Here is a 22,742-nt window from a genome sequence, read left to right on the forward strand (position 1 = left end):
TCTAGTCGTGGCTCACCACGATAACCCGCAAGGCATCCAGCTTTAAGCGCGCTTTGCCAATATAGTCAGTTAGCTGTTGCTGCTGACTGGCCAGCATGTCAATTTCCTGCGCACGGATTAACGGATTAACTTGTCTGAGCGCCGTCAGCCGTTGTTGTTCTTGCGTCAGGCTATGCTGCATTTTATGCAGTGCAGCCTGACGCAGTTCCGCCAGTTGCTGCAGAGCTGCCGTTTCGCAATTGCCTAATAACGGGTGAATCAGTGTTTGCAAGGCGTTAACCAATTTACTTGCCGTTTGTCTGCCAACCGGTTTAAGCTGGCGGTTAAAGTGATCAAAGGGCACTTTGGCGGCTAAATCTTTGCCTGTTTTATCTACCAGCAGCCTGACAGGCGTGCTGGGCAAATAACGGCCAATCTGCAGCCCGGCGGGGGCGCTTACCTCGACGATATAAATTAACTCAATAAAGTAACTACCCACAGGTAAGGCTTTGTTGGGCAGCAAAGCGACCCCGGTGTTGCCTAAATTATCATTTAACAAAATATCCAGGGTGCCGGTAACCATCGGGTGATCCCAGCTTAGAAACTGAATATCTTCCTGCGCCAGGGCGGTGTTGCGATCAAAGGTCACGGTAACGCCTTCGTCTGCCAGACCCGGGTATGCGCAGCGCAAGTGCTCGGCCGGAGTCAGTACCATACTGGTGTCAGAGCGGTCTTCCTGATTCACACCCAACAAATCCCAGGCTTGAAACATAAACATCGGCAGCTGGACATCGGCATCCATTTTAGCAATGTCTGCAGCCAGTAACCGGGCCCGCTCGCCACCAGCAGAATTCAGTTCCAGTAGTTTGTCACGGCCTTGTTCCAGTTGTTGTTGCAACTGCTGATGCCGCTGTTGGCTCTGCGTTATCAGCTGCGCTTCCGCCGCTGTATCAGGCTGAGAGGCAGAGAGTAACGCCAGCAAGGCGGGTGCATCCTGCTCATAGACAACCCGGCCGGTCTGGCAGGTATGCGCAAACGCATTCAGGCTTTGCTGATACCAGTTCAATAATACCTGCTGCGCACTGTTATCAAAATATGGAATATGAATTTGAATATCATGTTGCTGGCCTATCCGGTCCAGCCGGCCAATCCGCTGTTCCAGTAAATCCGGATTCAATGGTAAATCAAACAACACCAAATGCCGGGCAAACTGAAAATTACGCCCTTCGCTGCCAATTTCAGAACAAACCAATACCTGAGCACTGTAATCCTCTTGCGAAAAATAAGCTGCGGCTTTGTCACGTTCCATGATAGACATGCCTTCATGAAATACTGCAGCCCGGATCCCCTCTTTTTGCCTCAGTGCTTCTTCTAATGCCAGGGCTGTGGCTGCGGCGGCGCAGATCACCAGGAATTTAGCCGGTTTATGTTGTTTAAGTAAGGTGGTTAAATAATCGATACGGGGATCAAACTGCCACCATTGACTGGCGCTGCCTTCAAACGCCTGAAAAACCTGCTCGGGAAACAAATTCGCCTGGACCCGTGCTGCCACCGGGCTGTTTTTATTCAGGTTGTGATGCACTTTGAGAGCATTCTGGTATTGCTCTGGCATCGCCAGCGCAACCGGCAAGGCATGACGCAACGGAAACCCCTTGATACTGGCACGGCTGTTGCGAAATAGAATCCGGCCGGTGCCATGGCGATCCAGTAGTTTGGCTAATAATTGTTGTCTGGCCTGTGCTGCGGCATCGGTTTGGCCGGACTGCGACAATAACGTCAGTTCGGTGCTGATATCGGCGTCGCTGATTAGCTGTCGCAGCTCCTCTGCCAGTGTCGCTGATAGTGCTGTTGCACTGAGCAGCTGGTTGGCGGTGTTGGCAATCTGTTGGTAACGCTGTTCTTCATCGACAAAGGCCTGATAATCAAAGAACCGGTCTGGGTCTAGTAAGCGCAAGCGGGCAAAATGACTTTGGTGGCCCAGCTGATCCGGGGTTGCTGTCAGTAAAATGACGCCGGCGGTGTCCTGGGCCAGGCTTTCAATGCAGCGATATTCCTTGCTGGCATGTTCGGCTGACCAGGCCAGATGATGCGCTTCATCTACTACCAGTAAATCCCAGTCGCTGCTTTGTGCCTGCTCCAGCCATTGTTTGTTGCTGCTGATAAACTCCAGACTACAGAGTACCAGCTGCGCCGTGTCAAACGGGTTGCTGACATCCAATTGCGACTGCTGGCAACGCTCTTCGTCAAAAACCGAAAAATGCAGGTTAAAGCGACGTAGCATTTCGACCAGCCACTGATGTTGCAATGATTCCGGCACCACGATCAGTACTCTGCTGGCGAGGCCACACAGCAGCTGCTGGTGAATAATCAGGCCGGCTTCAATCGTTTTACCCAGACCCACTTCATCCGCCAGCAGCACCCTCGGTGCGTGCCTGCTGGCTACTTCCTCAGCAATATAAAGCTGATGCGGGATCAGGCTCATCCGCGCGCCTTGCAAGCCGCGTAAGGCGCTTTGCTGTAAACGATGTTGCTGCTGCCAGGCTTGATAGCGCAGGGTAAAATGATCAAAGCGGTCAATTTGACCGGCAAACAAACGATCCTGCGGCTTATTGAAGCTGATAAAATGATCCAGAAAGGTTTCTTTTAGCTCAGTTTTCTCACCATTATCGGTACGAGTGCCGCTGTATACCAAATTACTATGCGATTCTGCAATGGCAGTGACCAGCAGACTGAAACCGTCAGCACTTTTTATTTCGTCACCAATATTAAAGGTCACCCGGGTCAGGGGAGCTTCCGCCTGCGCATATTGGCGGGTTTCGCCAGTAGCAGGAAACAACACTGTCAACATCCGACCCTCGATAGCGACCAAAGTACCTAGACCCAGGTCTGATTCTGTATCGCTGATCCAGCGTTGTCCCAAAGCAAAATTCATATTACGGCTACCATCATAAAATCGGGGCGCCATGGTACTAGTAAATCGAAAAAACTGCATCTGCCATGGCGTTTTATTTTAGCGTTAATTGTTTGTCATGCTGCTGTCATTATAGTGCCGCACAGTGGTTTGGCTGTCAGTTTACCATTTTATTCGATTATTCAGCGCTAAGCGGCATAGTTGCACTATGCTTAGTGAAGCAAGCCTGAGCTGGAACCGGTAACTCTGGCAACAGGTTAATCTTGTCTCGTTTGAAGGAGCTGCGTATGGCGCGAAAAAAAAGCAAAGAGAAAAAAATCTATGTATTAGACACGAATATTCTGCTGCATGAACCCTTCGCCTTTTTAAACTTTGAAGAACACGATGTCGTTATCCCGATGACGGTACTCGAAGAGCTGGACCACATTAAAGACCGTAATAAAGACGTCAGCCGGGATGCCAGGGTTGCTATCCGTGCGCTGGAAGATATCTTGCGCGACGCCTCTCCCGAGCAAATGCTGCAAGGGGTCGCTTTACCCCGTCAGAATGAACAGTTAGGCGGTGGCCATCTGTTTATTATTAACGACCACCATATTAAAGATGAAATCCCCGGTTTACCTGGTGGCGAGAACGATCATTTAATTATTAATACGGCCTTGTATCTGCAGCGCGAAAAAGGCCCGGTAAAAGTCATACTGGTGACCAAAGATATCAATATGCGCCTGAAAGCCAAAGGCGCCGGTTTGAAACAAGTAGAAGATTATCGTACCGATCAGCTGATTGACGACGTGCGCTTTTTATATAAAGGCTATTTCAAATTCAGTGGCGAATTCTGGAGCCAGATTGGCGAGTGTCGCAGTGAAAATGAAGGCCGTGACACGGTGCATTATGTCAGTCGCAAATTATTACCCAATGCTTACATCAATGAATACCTGATAGATGAAGCTGAAACCTTTGCCGGCCGGGTGCTGGCGGTTACTGAGCAGGAAATTAAGATTCTCGACTTTGGTTATGAGCGGCTGATGCATCGGCATGCCTGGGGTATTCACCCGAAGAATATCTATCAGGCGATGGCCATGCAAGCGCTGCTCGATCCACAAATGGACCTGGTTATCCTGACCGGACCAGCCGGTTGCGGTAAGACACTGATTGCACTGGCTGCAGCACTGGAGCTGGTAATAGAAAAGGGCCAGTATGACAAAGTTATCGTTACCAGAAATACTCCGGAAATTGCTGAATCAATAGGCTTTTTGCCTGGTACCGAGGAAGAGAAAATGGCACCCTGGTTAGCGGCGATTACCGATTCATTAGAAGTGCTGCATAAAACCGATGAGCATCCGCACGCCAGTGTTAATTACATCATGGAAAAAGCCAATATCCAGTTCAAGTCGGTTAACTTTATGCGGGGTCGCAGCATTCAGAACGCCATTGTTATTCTGGATGAGTGCCAAAACCTCAGTGCGGCACAGTTAAAAACTATTATTACCCGCTGTGGTGAAGGAACAAAATTGATTTGTTCTGGCAATTTGTCGCAAATTGACAGTAATTATCTGACCGCGGTAACCTCAGGTTTAACCTATATTGTTGAGCGGTTTAAAAACTTTGAAGGCAGCACCACCATTAACCTCAATGGTGTTGTTCGCAGCAGGCTGGCGTCTTTTGCTGAGGCCAATCTGTAGGTTGCAGGCAGCAGCCGGCAAAAAAGCGGGCTGCTGTTGTTTGCTTATCGCTAAAAATAGTCTAGGATTTGCCAAACAAAAAAAGCGCAGTGCAAAGGAGTTGCATGTCCAGTCCGGCTTACATCATTTATACCCGATCAGTCCAGTTTGTATCGCTGCTAATACTCCTGCTCAGTTTTAGTGCCGCACTTATGCTGTTTTTATTACAAGTTAACTCTGGTATGAAACATAACCAGCAACAGCTGGCCATGTTTGCTCAGCAAATCGATGCTCAGGTGTTACCTGCTCTGCAATTTGCTGAGACCATAAAACAACGGGCACAACAAGCCAGTGTGGAAGACAGTAATAATACTTATGAGCTTCCCTTATTGTCGCTGACCACCAGCGACCTGATGGTGCATCAACTGACGCTCAGTAATGACCCTCTGGCATACGAGCTGCAAATGCTGGCCAGGTTACAGCCCTATTTTGATATTGCGCCCGCCAGCCTTAGTCTGGTTAAGCACCTGTATTATGTGTCTGAGCAGGGCTTTGCCTACAACGGCAAACCAAGATGGTCGGATTATATTGTGGAGCAACTGCAGGTGTGGTTGCAGCGTTATGGCCGTAAAGAAAGTAGTTTTGATCGCAATCCGGTATTCTACCGGGATTTTATGCAAGAACAGGCGGCAATGAGTGTGCCTTTATTTATCAACGAGCGCAGAGTGGGCCGGTTTGTGCTGGCGTTGGAGTTAGCGCCTTTGTTAACTAATCTGGCAAAAAACAATCCAGAGCGTCATTTCTTACTACTGGATCAGGCCGGCGAAATCATTGCCAGCTCCCGTTTGATTGACGCAGATATGCTGAACCAATATCAGCTGCAAATACAACGCTTAACCGGTTTGCCCTGGTCACTGGCCATCATTGATAAAAACGGTGGGGCAGCCAGCATCGGTATGGGTAAATTTTTCCTGTATTGGCTCAGTTATGCCAGCGTGATGCTAGTGCTGGCCTGGCAGATAGCCAGACGCTATAAACGAAAAATTGTTGGGCCACTGCAACGTTTATCGGTGCATGTTGATCGGCTGGCGACAGGCCAGCCCGGCGTCAGCCGGATCCCTGATGGTTGGCAGGGCCTGTTTGACCGCATCAGCCAACTTAAAACAGACGATAAGCAAAAAACTGATTAAAAATGTACAGCTGCAGCGGTGTTGCAACGGCGCCAAGGCCAGGCTGTCGTGGGTCAGACGGGTCCAGTACCAGATATGTGGTGCCTTCCAGGTTAACCGTTAATTCATCAGGGCCGGCGGCGATGGCCAGCGCTAGTAACGTGTGCTCTGGCAGATACAGTATTGCCTGCTTAATATGAGGTAAGCTGCTGCGCAGCAACGTTGCCAGCAGCACGACATTGCTGGCACTGTCGCCATAATGTTCAGCCAGCAAGGTGAGTGGTGGCTTAAAGTAGCGGCCATATTCGCGTTGTGCTGTGGGATGCGGCGGAATTTGTTGCAGCCAGGTCAGCAAAAATTGCACAAACTGGCGCTGATTGCCCGCCAGCAGTTCGCTATGCAGCGCCGCTGTTAATGGCCTAATATCTGTCAGGCTTTGTTCGACGATGCTGACATGATCGACGGTGATTTGTTGACGGTTATCCGGCAACTGTAACAACTGGTAACCGGCGGCTTTCAATTGGTGCTGCTGATACTCAGTGCGAAAAGCCAGTAGCTGTTGTCGCAATTGTTGTTGTGCTGTATTGGCCTGGTTAGGCATTTGCTGGCTGGGCCGTTGTGCGCTGACCAGCTGGAAATTGGTCAGGTCGCGACCAGGACCCGGCGTTAAACGATAAGGGCCAGCCGCGCGCGCTTGTTGCTGCAATTCGGCCCAAACCTGTTGCGCCATCACCTCGGGTACATAGACTTGCACCAGGTTACTGTTGCGCCGAATACTGCTGTGGCTAAACGAGAATTGCAGTTTGACCTCGCGTTCCAGCGCCATAAAGTGATAGCTGTACTGGCGCTGATCACCGGCATTTTGCTGCTGTACACTCAGAGGCCGGGCTTGCAGGGCCAGAGGTAACAGCAGTAGCAACATATAGCATTTAGCCAATCACTTGCTCCTGTCGTCTTATCAACAACCAGCATAACCCCAGCAGCATGGCGATACCAGTGCCGCCGGCCGATACTTCAACGCGGCTGTACGTTGGTACCTGATCACGTTGATAGTCTTCTAAGGGCAGCGCATCCAGTGCGCTTAGATCATAGCCTGATGCTTCAGCCAGTAAATAGCCGCTGTTAGCATCAAAAATCCGAATGGTCAGCAGATAAAAATTTGCCGGATAGCGATGCTGTAAATCGGTTTCAACCGCCAGCCAGTCATTGCTGCTTTGCCGGAACAGTTCAAATACCGAGCTGGTATAATAAACATGCTCGCGGCCGAAATCAGGCGTCAGACTGAACTCTGCAAAAACCTGGCGATAGGCCCGGTCAGTGTCAGCATCAAACTCGACATACAGCTGATGGAAATAACCATTGCTGTTGTCGTCCCGGGCCAGGCTGATATCAATGCTATGAAACCAGACATCAGATTGAAAGCTTTGGTTGACGGCAGCGCTGCGCACTTTAGCCGTTTGCATGCTAGTTTGTTGCTGACTTCGCAGCTCAGTACTGACGCTGTTGGCCCAGCTGCTCATTGGGACTATCAACAGTAAAAGGGTGATGAACGGCAGTAGGGGTTTCATAAGCAGATCTCCTCGTTATTTGATACTATTACAGGCTAAAGCGCTGAATTTCAGCTGAACTTATAAGTAAAGGAAGCGTAAAGGTATGAAGTTGTCACGCAGGGTTGAGGTGCAAACCGCGGGGCAGGCCATTGCCGTGCTGGCCGCTGCCGTGCCGGAACTGGCCAAAGGCCGCCTGAAAGATGCGATGAACAAAGGCGCCGTGCAGCTATTAACCAAGCCGGTCAAGCGGCTGCGCCGGGCGCAGCAGGAGCTGAAAGTTGGCCAGGTGTTACAGCTGCATTATGATGCTGATATTCTCAGCCGCAGCTGCCCGCCAGCGGCATTGGTTGCAGATTATCGTGCTTATAGTATCTGGTTTAAACCCGCAGCTATGCTGTCGCAAGGTAACGAATGGGGCGATCATCTGAGTTTACTGCGTGTTGCAGAACAGCATTTTGGTAGTAACCGGCCGGTTTTTCTGGTGCATCGGCTGGATCGCGAAGCCAGTGGCCTGGTACTGATTGCTCATACCAAGGCAGCGGCAGCGGCGTTTAGCCAGCTGATGGCAGCCCGGCAACTGAGCAAAAGCTACCTGGTGCAGGTTAAAGGTCAGCTGGCGGAGAACACGTTGGCGCTGGGTGAGATTGCTTTGCCGCTGGATGGTAAAGCCTGTTTAACCCGTTTTAAGTTATTGGCCTTTGATCCCTCTTCAGCCAGCAGTTGGCTTGAAATCGAGTTAGTCAGCGGCCGTAAGCATCAAATACGCCGTCATTTTGCTGCTATTGGCCATCCGGTAATGGGAGACCCCCGATACGGCGAGGCAAACAAGAATCAAAGCGGGCTGGCGTTGCAGGCCTGCGCTATGGCCTTTCAGTGTCCAATACAGCAGCATGCGCGTGCCATTGCGCTGGACGCCTCATTACGGCTGGCGGGTTTCGCCGAAATCAGCCACCAGCTGCACACTTAAGTCTGCAGGCAGGGTTTGCTGGTTTAAGGTTAGCACCAGCACACCCAGCTGCATGGCATTAATCATATCCAACCGGATGTTACTGCTATGCCACTCACAGGGGCGTGGTTGCTCGCTTCGCAGGTGTAACTGCCAGTAATGCAAGCTATCGTCAGCCAGGCTGGCCAGTTTCCAGCTTAGCCACAGCGCTTCACGCAGTGCTGTCAAATCATGCGCCTGCCAGCGTGCACCTAATAGCTGGCCAACATCCAGTTGTAAACTGATTAACTGGCTGTCGGCTTGCAGCGGGGCTAAAGCTTGCCTGATATCTGCGGCAAGTTGCTGGCTATAATGGGTTGCCTGTTCACTGCTGGTACGAAAGCCCAGCCACAACACATCGCTGTTGATACAGCAGGCACTGAGTTCAGGCATGGTCAGTTTTTGCATTAATGCCTGAACCGGCTGTCGCAAGGTTTCTTCGCCCTGATTAAGCTTTAATTTCAGGCTATCGGTCAGCGCTATGGCGATCAACTGCAGAGGCTGTTTATGACGGTTATCCTGTTGCAGCCGCTCGCAAAAACGGCTCCAGCTGCGGGATAGCAAAAAAGCCATCCGCACCGACTCCAACTGACGATGCCGCCGACGTTGCCATATTATCAGGCCCGCAGCAACGGCGGCCAGCAACATAAATAGGCCAGCTGCCAGCTGCCAGTATCTGAGTTGTTCTGACAATGCTGTTTGCCGGGCTAACAGCTGTGCATGATTATCATGTTGGGTATTACTCAGGCTCAGGTTACCTTTTAGTACTTTAAGCTTTTCCGTGGTAGTGGCGGTAAGTTCGGCAAACTGTAATTTACTGGCATTCTGGTTTAACTGATAGGCTTGCTGCCAGTCTTGTTTTTGCTCAGCTAACTGCGCACTAAGGCTGAAATAACGGGCCTGCAGATAATTGGCTGCCTTGTCCATACCTGGGCTCAGTTCAGCGATGATTTGTCGGCTTTGTTGAAATTGTTGTTGTAACATTGACAGCTCTGCCAGTGCCAGGGCACTTTCCTGCACATAAGTCTGGGCACCAATCTGGCGGAATTGCTGCAACGCTTCAGAGTAATAGTGGGCGGCCTGGCTGCTATCTCCGCGCAAGCGGCTGGCCCGGCCCAGGCTTTGTTTAATAATAGCGGTACGCATTACATCATCGATTTGTTGGCTAATTGCCAGCGCATCCAGCAAATGCTGCTCAGCCTGGTTAATACCTTCAGGATCTTCCAGATACGTTTCAGCAATATACACCAGCACATAGCTGTAGCTGGATAAGTTTTTCAAACGCTGATAAAGCGCGGCAGCGTGTTGCATATGATCCAGTGCTAATGTGTGTTCATCAATTTTACGAAAAGCCATTCCCAATCGAAAATGAATCGACGCTCTGGCTTCGGTATCACCGAGTTTGTCCGCCAGCACCAAGGCTTGTTGCAGCTGATTATACGCATGTTGAAAGTGATTGTTTTGCAGCGCCAGCCGGCCCAGCATAATCCGTGCGGCCAGCTCTTTCACCGGGTCTTCCAGCTCAAGCGCCAGCGTCAGGCTTTGGCTGGCAAAATGCCGGGCCTGAGTCAGATCGCCTAACTGGTTGTGGGCCTGAGCAAAGTTAGTCAGTATTTCGCTGTACAACTGGCGGGCGGCAAAATTGTCACTGCTACCGAGCAGTTGCTCGGCTTGTTGCAGATAGCTGATGGCATGGCGGGTATCGCGAAATAAAATACCGTAAACCTTTGCCGTTAGCAGTGCTACCTGAGCTTGTTGCAGGTTACTGCTGGCATGTGTGCCGGCTTGTTGCAGCGCTGCCAGTGCCGCATCTTTATTGTTAGCACTCAGGTACGCCTGCGCCAATACCAGCCAGTCAGGATAGCTGCGCTGCCCGGGGCTGGCCAATTGCTCGGTAATGACCTGTTCGTAATTTTCTGCGGCAAGCCGTAAGCGCTCCTGCAGCTCGGTTGACTGAGCTTCGGGGCTGACCAACAGGCAGCCAAGCAGCAAAACAGAAAGAAACAAGGCGCTGCAAATTCGCATAGTTTGGTGATTACTCATTTTTTCTGTCAGTTTAGCCTGAAAGTGTTAAGCAGACCATAGCTGTCGTTGCGGTTTACCGGCCAGAAATGCCTGAATATTCTCAACCAGTTGCAAGGTCATTCTGGTTCTTGCTGCCGGGCTGGCCCAGCCAATGTGTGGGGTGATCAGTAAGTTGGGCAGTGGCTGTTGTAACAAAATATGATTGGCCGGCGGTGGTTCGCTACTCAGTACGTCAAGCCCTGCGGCCAGGCGGCCTGTTTTTAACTCCGCCAATAGTGCGTTTTCAGCGATTAAACCGCCACGGGCAGTATTGATAATAATGGCACCCGCGGGTAACAGCGCCAGACGTTCGCTATTTAATAAATGTTCGGTAGCGGGGGTGAGCGGACAGTGCAACGACAGCACATCGGCCTGGTGTAACGCTTGTTCAAAGCTAACCCGGCCAGGACGACAGCGGCGGGCGTCGGCATGTTCACTGATTAGTAGCTGCATGCCAAAGGCTTGCGCCAGCCGGGCAGTCGCCTGTCCCAGGGCACCGTAACCTACTACCACAAAATATTTACCTGCCAACTCGGTTAAACGGTGGCTGTGCAGGCAAAAATGTTCGCTTTGGCTCCAGGCCCCGCTGGCCAGGGTCTGCTGATAGTTACTGATTTGATTCGCCAGCCCCAGCAGCAGTGCCATGGCATGCTGCGGCACAGTGGTATCGGCATAGCCCCTGACATTACACACCGCTATCCCCAATGCTTTTGCAGCATGCAGGTCAATGTTATTAACACCGGTGGCTGCAACACAAATTAATTTAAGTCCGGGCAGCGCTTGCAGGGTTGCGGCATCCAGCACCACCTTGTTGACAATTGCGATGCTGGCCCGCTGCAACCTTGGCAGTACAGACGCCGCTGGCGTGCTGGCAAAGCACTGTAACTGGCAGCCGGGCAACTGCAAGGCAGTTAAATCGGTATCGCCCATTGAACCGCTATCCAGAAAGACAATTTGTGTCATGCAATCCTCGGCATAATTCGTTAAAATAAGCCCCGTTCTTTGGAGGCAGTATGTTCCCAGCAAAGTTTCAAGCGGTAATTTTTGCTTTTATTATGTCAGGTTTTATGGCGTTTTTAATGTCAGGCATTCTGACATTTATTAATCTGGGCTGGTTTGATGGCTTTATTGCTGGCTGGTTACGGGCCTATCTGTATGCCCACGCCTGTGCGTTTCCGCTGGTGTTTGTGTTTGCACCGTTAAGCCGCCGTATTACTGTCAGGCTGATCAACGCTCGCGACATCAGCGGTAGCTGATGTCTTTATACATGGGGGCTAATAATGCCAGTAGCGCGTTTTGATCGGCAATGCTGATTTGCTGGCGCTGCATAACGTTTATTAACCCGGCAACCAGGGCATCATAGTCAGCCAGACTAATATTAAAACCCGTATGGCTTTGCTGCATGGTGCTGCCGCTGTATTGACAGGGGCCCCCCGTCAAATCACACAGCTGCTCGGCTAACATGGCCCGAAAGCGGCCAATATCCGTATCGGCAAAGTGATGGACAATTCGCTGATCATGTTCAATTTCAAACAGCAGGCCGTCGACCAAAGTGGCAATGCCAGGTTCAGCCCCTAAGCGCTGATATAAACTGGGCTGTGCGGTGTTACTGCAACCTGGCAGCAGCACCAGACAAGCGCTAAGCAACATACTGTTAAACCAACGGTGTTTTACCATGTTGCCTCCAACCCCAGGTAGTAGCCGGTTTGTGACCCCTGGCCGGCGATATGGCCAAGGTCAACGTAGGCTCCGGTTAAACTAAGGTTTTTATTAATAAACCAGGCAATAAAGATATCCCGCCAATGCTGCTCCGCAGCAAAGGCCAGCTTGTCGGGTTTTTGCTTGAATTCAACCCCGATAGCCAGATTGTAGTTAAGCAATACCGCAGCAGAGCCCTCAAACAGTAGCTGATAGTTATTGTCGCCGGCACTGCCAAAGCCCAGCAAACCAGTCTGATTAGCCTTGGTGGCCCGCAGTGTGCCATTTAACAACAGATTACGTCCGGCTATCTGATTAAAAAGTAACTTACTGGCTGCAAGATAAACGTCAGTGCCATGAGCACTTTGTGCACCCACTGCTTGTGGCAGGTCAAAATCCAGGTTACGTTTGTGCTGCACCCCAATACTGATTTGTGGCAGGGCGGTATACAATAGCTCACCGGCCAGATGGTATTTCACTGAAAAAATATCCTGTGATAAGCTGCCGCCAATTGATTCCAGCGCAAATCGCTGGCGGGCGTAAGAAAACTCCCAGCTATTATCCAGGCTTAACGCCACGCCGCCACTGTGCAGGCTGAAATCATTTACGCCAACCCGGCTGGCAAAGGTGGTGAACGACCATTCATCACTGCTGGCATATCCGTTGATTATCGCCCAGGGAACGATGCCGCCGCCAGCATTGCCTTCAATACTGGTTACGCCGCCGGTGGCAATAATTTTACTGCCAGCACTGGCTGCGCCCGGCAGGCAAAGCAGGACGATGCTGTATAACCATACTTTCATTCTAATTCCTCTACTGGCTGGGCCCGGCTGGCAAAATCAGTAAACCATTGACTGAACTCTTTGCCTGCCAGCGGCTTACTGAAAAAATAGCCTTGAACCGTATCGCAGCCTGCATCCTGTAAAAAGCGTAAACCAGCCTGGTTCTCCAGGCCTTCAGCAGTTACTTTAAACCCCAGGCCATGTGCCAGTTTGACGGTGGCATTGACAATCAAGGCATCATTGCTATTTGTCTCAATGTCTTTAACAAAAGCCCGGTCAATTTTAATTTCATTTACCGGTAACTGTTTTAAATACGCCAGCGATGACTGCCCGGTGCCAAAATCATCAATCGCCAGATTTATTGCCATGGCTTTTAGGGTATTTAAGTTGGCGATCACTTTGCTGGTGTCCTGCATTACCGCACTTTCGGTCACTTCAAGCGCCAAAGCGCTGGCGGGGACCTGATGTTGTGTCAGCAAACGGCCAATTTGCGCAGGCAGGCCCTGATCCAGTAAATCAGCTGCCGATAAGTTTACGGCCACTCGTAAGCCGGGGTACTCCTGGCGCCAGGCTGCCAGTTGTTTTATCACTGTTTGCAGCATCCATTGGGTAATTAAGCCAATATTACCGGAGTGTTCAGCTGTGGCAATAAACTCGACCGGCGAAATAAAGCCCAGTTGCGGATGCTGCCAGCGAATCAACGCCTCGGCACTGTGACACTGGCCAGAGTTCAACTCCACTTTTGGCTGATACACCACAAAGAGTTGGCCACTGGTCAGCGCCGAGGGCAGGTCGCGAATCATGGTGAGCTCGCGCTGATGGGTTTCATCCTGGCCGGGCTGATAAAACGCGATACCGCCACCCGCTAAACTGGCATTCTCCTGCGCTAAATCAACCCGGCGTAATGCTTCGCTGGCACTATCCCGGCCGGCTTCAAACGGGTAGATACCAATAGCAATTTTCAGATTAATCAATGAATTCTGAATATTGTAAGCCGGTTGCAGGCTGTTATATAAATCGACTAACTGCGGTTCAGTCAGGCTTTGGTTAAACAGCATCAGAAATTCATCACCATTCAAGCGGGCACTAAACGCAGCTGCTGGCTGGTAGTGGCCTAAACGCTGCGCCAACAGTTGCAGCAAAGTATCACCATTGGCCAGGCCAAGGGTGTCATTAATATGCTTAAACTGAATAATATTCAGCTGCAGTAAGGTGCCAGCCTGTTGCTGCAATATTGCTGGTAAACGTTGCTCTACGGCATGGCGGTTAAGGAGTCCTGTCAGGGTGTCATGTTCGGCTTGCTGACGTAATTGTTGTTCGCGCACACTGATATCGTGTTGCATGCTGATCAGAGTGCTGGTGAGTACGCCTATTTCATCCTGGCTAATAGCCGGCGGGTCGCCTGCTTTACCCTGACCAATGGCTTTGGCAAAACGACTAAGCTGGCTAAGTGGCTGACTGATACTACGGGCAAACAAAAACGCGGCGATCAATGCCAGTACCAGGCCAAAGGCAAAAATCTCGATAAGTTGCCGCCGCAGTTGCTGGTAACTGGCCAGCCAGCGATCATCCGGTAAATGCAGCAGAGCCCAGAGTCGCTGCTCGCTGTCCAGTGCTTTGCCGCGGGTAATAAAACTAAAATCAGCAGCAAAATGAGTGGTGTCCGGGCTCTGCAGGATAGTGGCAAGCTTTGCCAGTAACTGCTGTTGAGCCGCCGCCGGCAGCGTGCTGGCTACCTGTTGATTGATTCCGGCATGTTGCTGGGTAAAGCTGATGTCCAGCCCGGTAATACCTTTAATTTGCCCGGCCAGCGGCACGTCAACTAAAAATCCCATGCCAACCCAGGCAATAATCACTGGTGCCCGCACGGGTACCAGTACCAATTGATAAGCCTTGCCATCAAGTAGCAGGATGTCCGTCACGGTATTGCTGCCCAGGGTTGCTGGCTTTAGCTGAGCAATGTCACTGTTGTTTAACGGCGCACTGCTGGCAAGCAAATCACCTTGCGGGGTTAACAGTAACCCGAGCTGGGCATTGATCCTGCTGCCATGGTTTTCCAACACTGATTCAATAGTTGCCTGCTCTGCTGTGGCAATGGCCTGCCTGAAACCAAAGTCAGCCGCCAGCAAGCTGACACTGTTGCTAAGCTGAGCGGCACGGCTATCCAGAGCCTGCTGAAATACCTTGCTGGCGACTTCCAGCGCAGCCTCTGCCTGTTGCATGGAACTGGCGCGCATTGAGCTTAAGGTGGCGTAACCTGTCAGCAACATCAGTAGGCTGAGTAAAATAACCAGCAAGCAAATCCACTTACTGCGCAGCGATTTAAACATTCTGCGTTTACCTGCTACCAAAACCACGTTGTGGTGCTTGTGGTTTTTGTTGGGTTAAATCGATGGCCAGACGCAGTGTTGCGGTTTGCACCGGCATACTGACCTTCAGGGGCTGCCCAGGGTGTGGTTCAAGTTGCCACGGGTGCCACAGATATAGTTGGTATTGGCCGGGCGCCAGCCCGGACCAGTGCAGCTGGCCATCAGTATCGCTAACGGCAACCAAATCACTTTCCCCAACATAAATATATGCCTGCATATAATCATGAATATTACAGCCTAACGCTACGATGCCAACAGTATCAAAACGTATCGGTGCTTCAGGCTTGTCGGCATAGAGCTGAATTTCAAATTGCCTGGCAGGTGAAAAAGAATAGACATGATGGCGGGTTTTATCGAGGTTGGGGAACTCCACCTCGCTACCCACGGGTATAGCACTGACGAAAGGGATAAAAGTGAGTTGCTGCTGCGCCACTCTAATGCGCTGCGGGGTAACAACCTGCTGGCCAACAGCACGTAATTCTACCACTGCATCGGCCAGGGGTTGCTGCTGCTGATTAACGATGCTGATGGTTAAGCTGCCAGCATTTGCCTGATCTGGTGTCAGCAGCACTGCTGCGATCAGCAAAGTGGAATGTAAAGCTAACTTCATAATACCTGCAAGCTTTCCCAAATATGCAAATAACCATAGCAAGGAGTTGGCGCAGCGACAAATAGAATCTGCTTTACTGGCTGATATAGTTACCTCGCTGAGAAAACACTAACAACCACTTACATATTTACTAACAATTTGTCGTTAGCCCGGCTGCAACAATAATGTTAATTTGAGGGGAATAAGTTAACAGTGGCCAGGATATGCAATTAATTGTTACTGCAATCAATAAAGACTACGCCAATATTTCGGCGGTACGCAATGTTAGTTTTCAGATTAACTCCGGCGATATTTTTGCACTGCTTGGCCCGAATGGGGCCGGTAAATCCTCGATTATCCGTATGTTGGTCGGCATGACCCGGCCCGACAGTGGCAGCATTATGGTGAGCTATCAGCACGAGCATTACGACCATGTGCCAAGGCGCTTACTGGGGTATTTGCCGGAAGATCGTGGCCTGTACCCGGACAAAAGTATTGAGAAAAATCTGTTGTATCTGGCGCAGCTGCATGGCCTGAGCAAGCCAAAAGCATTGCAGGAAATGGCACACTGGCTGGACATTTTTGAGCTGACCGACCGTCGGCATGAGGATTTAAAGCAGTTATCCAAAGGTAATCAGCAAAAAGTACAGTTGATTGCAGCAGTGCTGCACCGGCCGGCATTAGTGATCCTGGATGAGCCTTTCTCCGGCCTGGATCCGCTTAATCAGGAAAAAGTGGTGGAGTTTTTAAAGGCCTTGAAAGCCCAGGGCATGACGGTGATCTTAAGCGCCCATCAGATGGCGATGGTCGAAAAACTGGCCGATCATATGTTGTTAATGGCACAGGGGCGGGTGATTCTGGCTGGCACGCTGGCCACTATTAAACAGCAGGCAGCACCACAGCGCCAAATTCAGATCAGTTGCACTGAGCCGGTTACCATCGGACAATTGCAGCAATGGTTACCCGGGCTGAGCATAGAGCAGCAACACGCAACCCGTTTTCTACTGAAACTTAACGCTGAGCAGCGCGTCTCGGCCACTTTGCAGCAATTGCTGCAGCATCTGGAGTTAACTCAGGTAGAAATGCAGACTGCCGATTTACATCAGTTGTATTTAAGCGCCATGGCCCAGCATCAGTTAACGGAGCAAGCATGATTTCCAGGCAAAGTATTATAGTGGCCAGATGGGAGTTTTTACGGTTTTTTAAATGGAAGCAGCAGCTGATTTCATACCTTGTTATGATGGCAATCATGGCTGCGGTAGCGCTGTGGAGCTATTTTACCGACGAGAGTCGCTCGGTATACCGCATAGCAGTACCTGCAGAGTTTAACATCAGTAATACCGGGCAGTTTCAGTTTCAGCGGCCAACTATTGCGCTGGCTGAACAGTTAGCACAATTAAAAGATGCACAAACCTGGCATGGCGTATTAACCCTGGAACCGGCCTCTGCAGAAGACAGCGCAGCTGAACATTCCGTGGTGTTGCATACCCTGGCGGCAAAGAAATGGCAGCAGCAACTGCAGACAGAGCTAACCCGGCATTTCCGCCAGCAGTATGCAACAGAGCTTAACCTGAGTCCGGCGCAACTGGCGCAGCTAGAGCAACCGCTAGCCCTTGAATATGCCTATCTGGATCAGAGTTTTAAAGGCAAAGACACGCCGGAGAAGATGATTGCCCTGGCTGTACTTATTCTGTTATTTATTGGCTTAAGTACCGCTTTTGGCCAGGTGCTGCTTAGCATTACCGGCGAGAAGCAACAACGGGTGACTGAACAGCTTTATGCCATTGTTACCCCGCAGCAGTGGATGGACGGCAAGGTGCTGGGCCATAGCTTAAGCGCCATGAAAGCGATGCTGACCTCGGCGTTAGTGATGCTACTGGTGTTTATTGTAGTCAGTGTGGTGGTACGGGATGATGGGGTAAACCTGAGCTGGTTAAACTGGGGCGTGCTGGCCTGGCTGTTGCCGTTCGCGTTGTTGGGGGTGCTGCTCAGTGCCTGTTTTATGGGGGCGATAGCTGCCTCGATTGATGACCCTAATACCAGCGGCAAAGGCGCAGTGATGATGATCACCTGGCTGCCGATGTTATTCACCTATCTGGTAATCGACAGCCCTACGGGTAACGCCATGACTATACTCAGCTGGCTGCCACTGACCTCTTTTGCCGCTATGCCGGTGCGGCTGGCGATGGTTGACCTGGCCTGGTGGCAACCCGCATTGTCGATGTTAATATTGCTGGCAACCTTATACTGGCTGCGGCGACTGGCGGGCCGGATATTCTTACGCGGCATGCAAATGTACGGCAAAGAACCCAGCTGGGGCCAGATAGTGGGCTGGGCATTGTCAAATAAGGCTGATTAAACGTTACCCTGCCAGTAAGGGTTGAACCAATTTGGTCTGGTGTGGCCTAACGGCGCAACCAAAGCATAAATTCCAGTGTGGCCGGCGACAGCACTGGCCAGATGCTTTATCATGGTTAAGAATTTTTGGAGTGGTTATGTTTAATTCTTCGTTTCGTCAGCAAGCCGCTGCCTGGCAGCAACAATTTACCCAGCGCAAGCGAGGCAATATTTTGCAACGGCTGCTGGCTTGGTTAGTGTTAGGGCTGATGCTGATAGTCGCCGCTGCTATTTTACTCTTTGTGTTGCTGCTAAGCTGGCTGGTTATTCCGATTGTGATTTATCGCTATCGGCAGAAAATGCGCCGTTTTGCCGAAGCCGCGCAGCAGGCTGGCCAGGCCGCGCAAAATCAGCAGACAGCTCAGCGCGGTGACAGTCGGGTGATTGAAGGTGAAGTGCTACACAAAGACGAACGCTAATGCGTGGCTGGGCGTTAGCGTATTGCGCAACTAAACAGCCTGCATAGCTAATTTACTTTGAATATAATCGCTGTGTCTGATAAACAACAAGTCAGCGATTTTTCTGAGCATCGCTTCTTCATGGGGGTCTAATTCACCATCGGCATAGGCCACTTTCCATAATTGATCGAGTAACGCCAGCCGGTCTGCGTAGGCTAGCGCTTTTAGCTTAGTAGTAAAACCATGCATGCAGGTGGCATCACTGGCCTGGCTGAGCGCCGCGCTAAATACCGGCTCTGCTGCATCGGTTGTTAAGCCATATTCCTGTTGTAAATAACTTAGCACCACATCATGTTCTTGTTGCTCACTGCTAAAGTCAGCATGCGCTAATTGCAACATTAGCACTACCGCCAGATATTGTTGTTCGGTTAAGCCGGCCTCGCGCCATGGGTTTTGCGCTTTGCCACTGCCTTGCCAGTCGCTGTTGGCTTTTTCCAGTAAATTTTTAAATAAATTAAACATGCTTGCTCCACTGTTACTTCACGCTTGCTGTCAGCGCTGCTTGATTTGCTTAAGACGCAGCCCCATTCAAACAGTTCCGCGTAGTTGCCATACTGGCTTTATACGCCTTGTTTTTAAATTCAGGCTAAGGATACCAAAATTTGCCAACCCTGATTGTATTACTCATCGGCAGCCTGATTATTGGCGCCGTACTGGGGCAGGCTCCCTGGCGTCGTTACCGGCGCCGGCAGGTACAGGCTCAGCCTTTTCCGGCCAGCTGGCGGGCTATTATTAAACAGCGGATGCCGTATTTTCGGGCGTTACCGGCTGATTTGCAGCTGCAGTTGAAAAAACATATTCAGGTGTTTATTGCCGAGAAAAAGTTTATTGGCTGTGACGGTGTTACGGTGACTGACGATATGCGGGTCACTATCGCTGCCCAGGCCTGCTTGTTGTTGCTAAACCGGCCCGACTACTACTACCCTAAACTTGAACAAATTTTAATTTACCCGTCAGCCTTTATTGTGCATGGCGCCACGCCCGATGCGGCGGGGGTAGTCAGCGAGCAACGGCGGGTGTTAAGTGGTGAATCGTGGGGTCAGGGCAAGGTAGTGTTAAGCTGGCAGGACGCGCTGCAAGGCGCGGCTAAGCCAGACGATGGTCGCAATGTGGTGATCCATGAATTTGCCCACCAGCTGGATCAGGAAAAAGGCCAGGCCACCGGTGCGCCGCTGTTAAGCCGCGCCAGTGATTATCAGCAGTGGTCTGCAGTTATGCAGCAGGCTTTTAACCAACTGCAGCAGCAAACCGCCAGCGGTGTCAGCGGGTTACTGGATGGCTACGGCGCCACGAACCCGGCAGAGTTTTTTGCGGTAATTTCCGAAGTGTTTTTTGAGCAGCCCGGGCAATTGCAGGCGCAGTATCCGGCGCTGTACCAGCAACTCAGCCAGTTTTACCGGCTAAACCCATTAAGCTGGCGCTAGGTGGCTAAATTGCTAAGACATAAAAAAGTACTTAATCAGGTAAGCGCCCAGCATCACGGCCATCAGCGGGTAAATCCAGCGGGCCAGTTTGCCTAAATCCTGCTCTTCGGTTTTTTTGCCAAACTTTTCCAGTAAAGTGACCAGCACAAACAGGCTGATAAATAATATCACCAGAATAGTCAGTAAGTTACCCATAAGGTGGTGTTCCTTGTTATTGCTGTTAACCGTAGGCAGCAGCTTACCACTGGCACTAAGTGTTAGCCAACAACGACGGCAACAGGCTACAGTAACACCCATTATTCTTTCGTCCAACCAGGCTTGGTAACAGTAGCAATATGGCGCAACCTGAACTCGACAGCGGTTATTACCTGCAGCATTTTAATGAGCTGTTGCAGTTTGTTCGCGCGCATTATCAAAGCGTACTCAGCGCGGACAGCTGCGCTTTCATTGATGATTTTATGGCGCTTAGTGAACAGGCGCAGCAATTACTGGTGCGTATGCTAAACCGCAAAGGCCAGGTTTTTAGCGACGCTGAGCTAAATTATGCCGAGATTGGCCCGGCCGCACCGGTGCTGGCCGATCTAACCACAGCAGGCTTTGTGGCAACGCTTAGCCGGCAGGATTTAGCCGATTTCTGGCTGCGGCTAACTAAAGATACCCTGTGGCAGTTGGTGCAACTGGCAAAAAATGAGTTTGCCGCAGCAGACTGGGCCGCGCTTACGGCTGACATGGCGATTAAAAAAAGCCTGACCAAGCCGCTATTGCTTGGCGCCGCCTTAAAGCTGCCGGTCAATTGGTTGGCGCTTATCGATAAACTGCCTCAACGTTATGTGGCACTGCAGCGCCAGGACGCGCTGAATTACCTGTATTTTCTGTACTTTGGCAGAATTGAAGCCAACTTATCACTCTTTACCCTGCGCGATTTAGGGATCCGGCAAAGCGGCCAGTTTAAGCAGCAGTTTCAGCCAAGGTTTACCGACCCTGGCCAGGCGAAACTGGCCTATCAGCTGGCCAAAGCCAAGCCGGCGCTGATTGAACTTGGCAAACAGCTGAAAAAACAACCACAGCTCTCTGAACAACAGCTTAGCGGCTGGCTGGATGAAGCAGGCAGCTGGCCACAAACCGAAGACAATAGCCTGCAACTAAAACGCAGCGAGCGTTGTTATCAGCTGGGTAAACTGGCTGAGCAATATCAGCTAGCCGAGCTGGCCATGCGCTTCTATCAGCTAAGTGAGGGCTTCCCGGCCAGTGAGCGGCTGGTAAGGCTGCCGGTGCAACAGCAGCAACGCAGTGCGGCAGAAGCCTTGCTGCAACAGCTGTTACAAGACCCCAGCTGCGATGAAGAATGGTTGTTTGCCGACGATTTTTACCGGCGCAAATTTAATCCCAGTGGCGTGGTACAGCGCTCGCAACTAACCCAGTTATTGCACGATGCGCCCCTGGTCGGGGTAGACGAGCTGTACCTGGCTAAAGCCGAGCAGGGCTTAATGGCCTTTTATCGCGAGCAGGGTTATACGGTATTTCATAGCGAAAATAACCTATGGCTGGCGCTATTTGGCCTGTGGTTCTGGCATGAGTTATTTGAGCACGAGCACAGCACCCTGCATAACCCCTTTGAACGCCGCCCCGGTAACTTAGCCAGCGGCGGCTTTTATCAGCAATTTGCCGCTGAAATTGATACTAAGCTGCAGCAATTATCCGCGCCTGACGCGTCCAACCGATTACTGGCGGCTCTTAGCGCCCACTATGGTAAAGCCAATAACCTGTTTTACTGGCATAGCGATTTAGCTGAGCAGTTATTGCCACTATTAACCTTTTCTCCTAAATCGGCAGATGGCAGCAGCGCGCTCTCGCCAATATTAGGTGCCATGGCGCAGGATTTTAAGCGCCACTGCAGCGGTTACCCGGATTTACTGCTGATGAAAGACGGGGCACTTCAGTTTATCGAAGTTAAAGCGCCCGGCGATAAAATACAGCGCCATCAGTTAGCCCGCTTACTGGCCCTGAAGCAGGCCGGCTTTAATGCCCGCATTGAAAAACTGCAGTGGATAGTCGACCCTAATCGTATTTATGTGGTGCTGGATGTTGAAACCACCGGCGGTAAGGCAGGCACCGACAGGGTAATTGAAATTGGTGCGGTAAAGGTACAAGCTGGCGAGGTGCTAGCTACCTTTAGCAGCCTGATTAACCCGCAGCGTTATATCCCGTCGTTTATTACCCGGCTAACCGGCATTAACAGCGCCATGCTAAGCGATGCGCCCACCTTTGCCGATATAGCCGGCAAGCTAAACGAGTTTTTACAAGGCGCAGTGTTTGTCGCCCATAATGCCAAGTTCGATTACGGCTTTATCCGCAGTGAGTTCACCCGGCTGCAAATACCCTTTGATATGCCGCAGCTTTGCACAGTAGTCAATATGCGCCGCTACTACCCGGGGCTTAGCTCTTACAGCCTGGGCAAGCTATGCGAGCAGTTCGACATTACACTCACCAACCACCACCGCGCGCTGGATGATGCCACGGCAACGGTGGAGTTGTTGAAGATGATTAATGCTAAGCGAAGCTCTTGAAATGCGAAGAAGTAAAATTAACGAGGATAAGAGGATAATGGACAGGCACAGCATAGAGGATATGAACAATCGACTAATCCACATTGTATATGCAGTGGCTAATGCGGCAAAGCATGGCTGCAGGTAGCGCTAATGCGGTAAA

At 51.0% G+C, this 22,742-nt stretch carries 20 protein-coding genes; 9 read left to right on the plus strand and 11 right to left on the minus strand.

The window, feature by feature from the left end; genetic code table 11:
- Position 1: 1 nt before the first annotated feature.
- Entirely contained in the window at positions 2 to 2,911 is a 2,910-nt protein-coding gene (gene rapA, locus WG68_RS13815) for an RNA polymerase-associated protein RapA (RefSeq protein ID WP_046558323.1), read from the minus strand.
- 266 nt (positions 2,912 to 3,177) lie between these two features.
- Here rapA and WG68_RS13820 point away from each other — a divergent pair, with 266 nt between their 5' ends.
- Together WG68_RS13820 and WG68_RS13825 are read left to right on the plus strand one after the other, a co-directional pair.
- Positions 3,178 to 4,569 (plus strand): PhoH family protein, encoded by a 1,392-nt coding sequence (locus tag WG68_RS13820; protein WP_046558282.1) that lies wholly within the window; start codon positions 3,178 to 3,180, stop codon positions 4,567 to 4,569.
- Positions 4,570 to 4,760: 191 nt separating this feature from the next.
- Positions 4,761 to 5,738, plus strand: a complete 978-nt coding sequence (locus tag WG68_RS13825) for a cache domain-containing protein (protein ID WP_152663114.1) — start codon at positions 4,761 to 4,763, stop codon at positions 5,736 to 5,738.
- Here the strand turns inward: WG68_RS13825 and WG68_RS13830 are convergent.
- Positions 5,707 to 6,654 (minus strand): hypothetical protein, encoded by a 948-nt coding sequence (locus tag WG68_RS13830; protein ID WP_152663115.1) that lies wholly within the window; start codon positions 6,652 to 6,654, stop codon positions 5,707 to 5,709. The two genes, WG68_RS13825 and WG68_RS13830, sit on opposite strands and share 32 nt — an antisense overlap.
- The gene (locus tag WG68_RS13835) at positions 6,647 to 7,285 is read right to left on the minus strand and encodes a choice-of-anchor H family protein (RefSeq protein ID WP_152663116.1); all 639 of its coding nucleotides are present in this window, start codon (positions 7,283 to 7,285) and stop codon (positions 6,647 to 6,649) included. The genes WG68_RS13830 and WG68_RS13835 overlap by 8 nt, the downstream gene beginning before the upstream one ends.
- Before the next feature lie 85 nt (positions 7,286 to 7,370).
- On the opposite strand from WG68_RS13835, the gene WG68_RS13840 reads away from it, so the two are divergent.
- Positions 7,371 to 8,234 carry an RluA family pseudouridine synthase gene (locus tag WG68_RS13840; RefSeq protein WP_046558286.1) on the plus strand — a complete coding sequence of 288 codons (864 nt, stop codon included), beginning with the start codon at positions 7,371 to 7,373 and terminating at the stop codon, positions 8,232 to 8,234.
- On the opposite strand, the gene WG68_RS13845 is transcribed toward WG68_RS13840, so the two are convergent.
- Together WG68_RS13845 and WG68_RS13850 are read right to left on the minus strand one after the other, a co-directional pair.
- Positions 8,187 to 10,295 (minus strand): ATP-binding protein, encoded by a 2,109-nt coding sequence (locus tag WG68_RS13845; RefSeq protein ID WP_046558287.1) that lies wholly within the window; start codon positions 10,293 to 10,295, stop codon positions 8,187 to 8,189. The two genes, WG68_RS13840 and WG68_RS13845, sit on opposite strands and share 48 nt — an antisense overlap.
- 27 nt (positions 10,296 to 10,322) lie before the next feature.
- Positions 10,323 to 11,279 (minus strand): D-2-hydroxyacid dehydrogenase, encoded by a 957-nt coding sequence (locus WG68_RS13850; protein WP_046558288.1) that lies wholly within the window; start codon positions 11,277 to 11,279, stop codon positions 10,323 to 10,325.
- Between the two features lie 50 nt (positions 11,280 to 11,329).
- On the opposite strand from WG68_RS13850, the gene WG68_RS13855 reads away from it, so the two are divergent.
- Positions 11,330 to 11,572, plus strand: a complete 243-nt coding sequence (locus tag WG68_RS13855) for a DUF2798 domain-containing protein (RefSeq protein WP_046558289.1) — start codon at positions 11,330 to 11,332, stop codon at positions 11,570 to 11,572.
- Here WG68_RS13855 and WG68_RS13860 read toward each other — a convergent pair.
- From WG68_RS13860 to WG68_RS13875, 4 genes are read right to left on the minus strand one after another with little or no spacing between them, the layout of a single operon-like run.
- Entirely contained in the window at positions 11,559 to 11,993 is a 435-nt protein-coding gene (locus WG68_RS13860; protein ID WP_046558290.1) for a group I truncated hemoglobin, read from the minus strand. The two genes, WG68_RS13855 and WG68_RS13860, sit on opposite strands and share 14 nt — an antisense overlap.
- Positions 11,987 to 12,817 carry a DUF3034 family protein gene (locus WG68_RS13865; RefSeq protein ID WP_046558291.1) on the minus strand — a complete coding sequence of 277 codons (831 nt, stop codon included), beginning with the start codon at positions 12,815 to 12,817 and terminating at the stop codon, positions 11,987 to 11,989. Before WG68_RS13865 ends, WG68_RS13860 begins: the two co-directional genes overlap by 7 nt.
- Positions 12,814 to 15,126 (minus strand): putative bifunctional diguanylate cyclase/phosphodiesterase, encoded by a 2,313-nt coding sequence (locus WG68_RS13870; RefSeq protein ID WP_046558292.1) that lies wholly within the window; start codon positions 15,124 to 15,126, stop codon positions 12,814 to 12,816. The genes WG68_RS13865 and WG68_RS13870 overlap by 4 nt, the downstream gene beginning before the upstream one ends.
- Positions 15,127 to 15,133: 7 nt before the next feature.
- The gene (locus tag WG68_RS13875) at positions 15,134 to 15,775 is read right to left on the minus strand and encodes a cupredoxin domain-containing protein (protein ID WP_046558293.1); all 642 of its coding nucleotides are present in this window, start codon (positions 15,773 to 15,775) and stop codon (positions 15,134 to 15,136) included.
- A gap of 203 nt (positions 15,776 to 15,978) precedes the next feature.
- Between WG68_RS13875 and WG68_RS13880 the strand changes: the two genes are divergently transcribed.
- The 3 genes from WG68_RS13880 (at position 15,979) to WG68_RS13890 (ending at position 18,570) form a co-directional block, all read left to right on the plus strand.
- Positions 15,979 to 16,908 (plus strand): ABC transporter ATP-binding protein, encoded by a 930-nt coding sequence (locus WG68_RS13880; protein WP_046558294.1) that lies wholly within the window; start codon positions 15,979 to 15,981, stop codon positions 16,906 to 16,908.
- Positions 16,905 to 18,113: an ABC transporter permease gene (locus tag WG68_RS13885; RefSeq protein ID WP_046558295.1), complete on the plus strand. Its 1,209-nt coding sequence runs from the start codon at positions 16,905 to 16,907 to the stop codon at positions 18,111 to 18,113. The genes WG68_RS13880 and WG68_RS13885 overlap by 4 nt, the downstream gene beginning before the upstream one ends.
- Positions 18,114 to 18,249: 136 nt before the next feature.
- The gene (locus WG68_RS13890; protein ID WP_046558296.1) at positions 18,250 to 18,570 is read left to right on the plus strand and encodes a hypothetical protein; all 321 of its coding nucleotides are present in this window, start codon (positions 18,250 to 18,252) and stop codon (positions 18,568 to 18,570) included.
- A gap of 30 nt (positions 18,571 to 18,600) precedes the next feature.
- Here WG68_RS13890 and WG68_RS13895 read toward each other — a convergent pair whose 3' ends face one another.
- On the minus strand, positions 18,601 to 19,071 hold the full coding sequence (locus WG68_RS13895) for a tellurite resistance TerB family protein (RefSeq protein ID WP_046558297.1): 471 nt from the start codon (positions 19,069 to 19,071) through the stop codon (positions 18,601 to 18,603).
- Positions 19,072 to 19,211: 140 nt separating this feature from the next.
- On the opposite strand from WG68_RS13895, the gene WG68_RS13900 reads away from it, so the two are divergent.
- Positions 19,212 to 20,033 (plus strand): M90 family metallopeptidase, encoded by an 822-nt coding sequence (locus WG68_RS13900; RefSeq protein WP_046558298.1) that lies wholly within the window; start codon positions 19,212 to 19,214, stop codon positions 20,031 to 20,033.
- Between the two features lie 12 nt (positions 20,034 to 20,045).
- Here WG68_RS13900 and WG68_RS13905 read toward each other — a convergent pair whose 3' ends face one another.
- Positions 20,046 to 20,228 carry a hypothetical protein gene (locus WG68_RS13905; RefSeq protein ID WP_046558299.1) on the minus strand — a complete coding sequence of 61 codons (183 nt, stop codon included), beginning with the start codon at positions 20,226 to 20,228 and terminating at the stop codon, positions 20,046 to 20,048.
- A 140-nt stretch (positions 20,229 to 20,368) separates the two neighbouring features.
- Between WG68_RS13905 and WG68_RS13910 the strand changes: the two genes are divergently transcribed.
- Positions 20,369 to 22,600: an exonuclease domain-containing protein gene (locus WG68_RS13910; protein ID WP_046558300.1), complete on the plus strand. Its 2,232-nt coding sequence runs from the start codon at positions 20,369 to 20,371 to the stop codon at positions 22,598 to 22,600.
- Positions 22,601 to 22,742: the final 142 nt, after the last annotated feature.

It is taken from the genome of Arsukibacterium ikkense, from assembly GCF_000987775.1.
Lineage (GTDB): Bacteria > Pseudomonadota > Gammaproteobacteria > Enterobacterales > Alteromonadaceae > Alishewanella > Alishewanella ikkense.

Bases quoted from the DNA above. Each gene is read 5' to 3' on its own strand.
- rapA (WP_046558323.1), bottom strand. From the start codon at position 2,911: ATGAATTTTGCTTTGGGACAACGCTGGATCAGCGATACAGAATCAGAC.
- WG68_RS13820 (WP_046558282.1), top strand. From the start codon at position 3,178: ATGGCGCGAAAAAAAAGCAAAGAGAAAAAAATCTATGTATTAGACACG.
- WG68_RS13825 (WP_152663114.1), top strand. From the start codon at position 4,761: ATGCTGTTTTTATTACAAGTTAACTCTGGTATGAAACATAACCAGCAA.
- WG68_RS13835 (WP_152663116.1), bottom strand. From the start codon at position 7,285: ATGAAACCCCTACTGCCGTTCATCACCCTTTTACTGTTGATAGTCCCA.
- WG68_RS13840 (WP_046558286.1), top strand. From the start codon at position 7,371: ATGAAGTTGTCACGCAGGGTTGAGGTGCAAACCGCGGGGCAGGCCATT.
- WG68_RS13845 (WP_046558287.1), bottom strand. From the start codon at position 10,295: ATGAGTAATCACCAAACTATGCGAATTTGCAGCGCCTTGTTTCTTTCT.
- WG68_RS13850 (WP_046558288.1), bottom strand. From the start codon at position 11,279: ATGACACAAATTGTCTTTCTGGATAGCGGTTCAATGGGCGATACCGAT.
- WG68_RS13855 (WP_046558289.1), top strand. From the start codon at position 11,330: ATGTTCCCAGCAAAGTTTCAAGCGGTAATTTTTGCTTTTATTATGTCA.
- WG68_RS13860 (WP_046558290.1), bottom strand. From the start codon at position 11,993: ATGGTAAAACACCGTTGGTTTAACAGTATGTTGCTTAGCGCTTGTCTG.
- WG68_RS13865 (WP_046558291.1), bottom strand. From the start codon at position 12,817: ATGAAAGTATGGTTATACAGCATCGTCCTGCTTTGCCTGCCGGGCGCA.
- WG68_RS13870 (WP_046558292.1), bottom strand. From the start codon at position 15,126: ATGTTTAAATCGCTGCGCAGTAAGTGGATTTGCTTGCTGGTTATTTTA.
- WG68_RS13875 (WP_046558293.1), bottom strand. From the start codon at position 15,775: ATGAAGTTAGCTTTACATTCCACTTTGCTGATCGCAGCAGTGCTGCTG.
- WG68_RS13880 (WP_046558294.1), top strand. From the start codon at position 15,979: ATGCAATTAATTGTTACTGCAATCAATAAAGACTACGCCAATATTTCG.
- WG68_RS13885 (WP_046558295.1), top strand. From the start codon at position 16,905: ATGATTTCCAGGCAAAGTATTATAGTGGCCAGATGGGAGTTTTTACGG.
- WG68_RS13890 (WP_046558296.1), top strand. From the start codon at position 18,250: ATGTTTAATTCTTCGTTTCGTCAGCAAGCCGCTGCCTGGCAGCAACAA.
- WG68_RS13895 (WP_046558297.1), bottom strand. From the start codon at position 19,071: ATGTTTAATTTATTTAAAAATTTACTGGAAAAAGCCAACAGCGACTGG.
- WG68_RS13905 (WP_046558299.1), bottom strand. From the start codon at position 20,228: ATGGGTAACTTACTGACTATTCTGGTGATATTATTTATCAGCCTGTTT.
- WG68_RS13910 (WP_046558300.1), top strand. From the start codon at position 20,369: ATGGCGCAACCTGAACTCGACAGCGGTTATTACCTGCAGCATTTTAAT.